The sequence below is a fragment of the Kitasatospora sp. NPDC056783 genome, from assembly GCF_042789895.1.
GTDB lineage: Bacteria > Actinomycetota > Actinomycetes > Streptomycetales > Streptomycetaceae > Kitasatospora.
In genome coordinates this window covers 1-1,509 of record NZ_JBHUAF010000700.1, presented here as the reverse complement: position 1 = coordinate 1,509, position 1,509 = coordinate 1, and the positions used below count along the sequence as shown (strand labels likewise).

Annotated in this window: 2 protein-coding genes; one reads left to right on the top strand and one right to left on the bottom strand. The window is 72.4% G+C overall.

The window, feature by feature from the left end:
* Positions 1-71: 71 nt before the first annotated feature.
* Positions 72-539 (bottom strand): MarR family winged helix-turn-helix transcriptional regulator, encoded by a 468-nt coding sequence (locus tag ACFRMQ_RS40705; RefSeq protein WP_380735968.1) that lies wholly within the window; start codon positions 537-539, stop codon positions 72-74.
* A gap of 333 nt (positions 540-872) precedes the next feature.
* Between ACFRMQ_RS40705 and ACFRMQ_RS40700 the strand changes: the two genes are divergently transcribed.
* On the top strand, positions 873-1,463 hold the full coding sequence (locus ACFRMQ_RS40700) for a lytic polysaccharide monooxygenase (protein WP_380735966.1): 591 nt from the start codon (positions 873-875) through the stop codon (positions 1,461-1,463).
* Positions 1,464-1,509: the final 46 nt, after the last annotated feature.

Here is a 1,509-nt window from a genome sequence, read left to right as displayed (position 1 = left end):
CGTCCCCACCGCGCGGGGCGGTGGGGACGGGCCGGGCCCGGGGGAGTGGACGGTGTGGGCGCCGGCCGGCGTCAGTGGGCGGGCGAGAGCGCGTCCACGGCCTCGACCGCGCGCACCAGTGAGGCCAGCTCGGGGGTGCGGGCGGCCTCGTCGAGCGCCTCGCGCAGCGCGGCGTCGTTGGTCGGCCGGGCCTCCTCCAGGAGCTTCAGGCCGTCCTTGCTCACGTTGGTGTAGATGCCGCGGCGGTCGGTCGGGCACAGGTAGCGCAGCAGTAGCCCGCGGTCCTCCAGCCGGGTGACCAGGCGGGTGGTGGCGCTCTGGCTGAGCACGACCGCGTCGGCGACCTGCTTCATCTGCAGGTGCCCGCCCACTCCGTCGTGCTGGCGGCTGAGCACGTCGAGCAGTGAGTACTCGCGCACGCTCAGGTCGTGATTGGCCTGTAGGGCGCGTTCGATGTGCGACTCGATCCTGCCGTGCAGGACGGACAGGGCGCCCCAGCCGTTGGCGAGGGCGGTGAGCGCGGGGTCCGTGGCGGTCATGGGGCCCGGCCTCCTTCCAGATGTGGCTAGCCTCCAGGATAGGCCATGAACTGAAATATCGGCTAGAGCCTTTATGCCGCTCATGCAAGCAATCTGCCCGGGCGGGTGCGCGCGGGGTGCCGGGGGTGCGATGCCGGACGGTGCCCAGTATTCACACGGGTTTGGCGCAAATGGTTCAGACCATTGACGCGGGGGGAAAGCAGATCCTACGGTGTCGGGCAACCGGTCTGGCGCGGGCATGCCATGTCTCGGGCAGACCGCCGTGCGCACCCCCACGCGCACGCGCACCCCCGCGCCGGGCTCACACTCCATCCACCCCCACGGAGGAGCACCATGCGCAAGCGCCACCTGATCGCGACCGCCATGGCCGCGATAGCCCTGCCGATCGCGGCGGCCCTGCCCGCCCAGTCGCACGGCTTCATCAACCTGCCGCCGAGCCGTTCCGCGCTCTGCGGCGCCAACGCCGTCCCGTGGGACTGCGGCGACATCCAGTGGGAGCCGCAGAGCGTCGAGGGCCCCAAGGGCTTCCCGACCCGCGGCCCGGCCGACGGCACCATCTGCGCCGGCGCCGACGCCCGCTGGGCCCCGCTGGACAACCCCCGCGGCGGCGCCTGGCCGACCACCAAGGTGACGGCGGGCCAGCAGCTCAACTTCACCTGGAACATCGAGGCCCGGCACTCCACCAGCTACTTCAAGTACTACCTGACCAAGCCCGGCTACGACGCCAGTCAGCCGATCACCCGCGCCTCCCTGGACCTGACCCCGTTCCTGACCGTCCCCTACAACGGACGCCAGCCCGCCGCCACCACCGTCCACACCGCGACGCTGCCCACCGGCCGCACCGGCCACCAGGTGGTCGTCGCCGTCTGGGACGTCGCCGACACCGCCAACGCCTTCTACTCCTGCACCGACCTGCAGTTCTGACGGCCCCGGCCCCCGCGACGGCCCCGCCCCCTCCCCGGGGCGGGGC

Coding starts and splice junctions, on each gene's coding strand:
- ACFRMQ_RS40705 (WP_380735968.1), bottom strand. CDS start 539: ATGACCGCCACGGACCCCGCGCTCACCGCCCTCGCCAACGGCTGGGGC.
- ACFRMQ_RS40700 (WP_380735966.1), top strand. CDS start 873: ATGCGCAAGCGCCACCTGATCGCGACCGCCATGGCCGCGATAGCCCTG.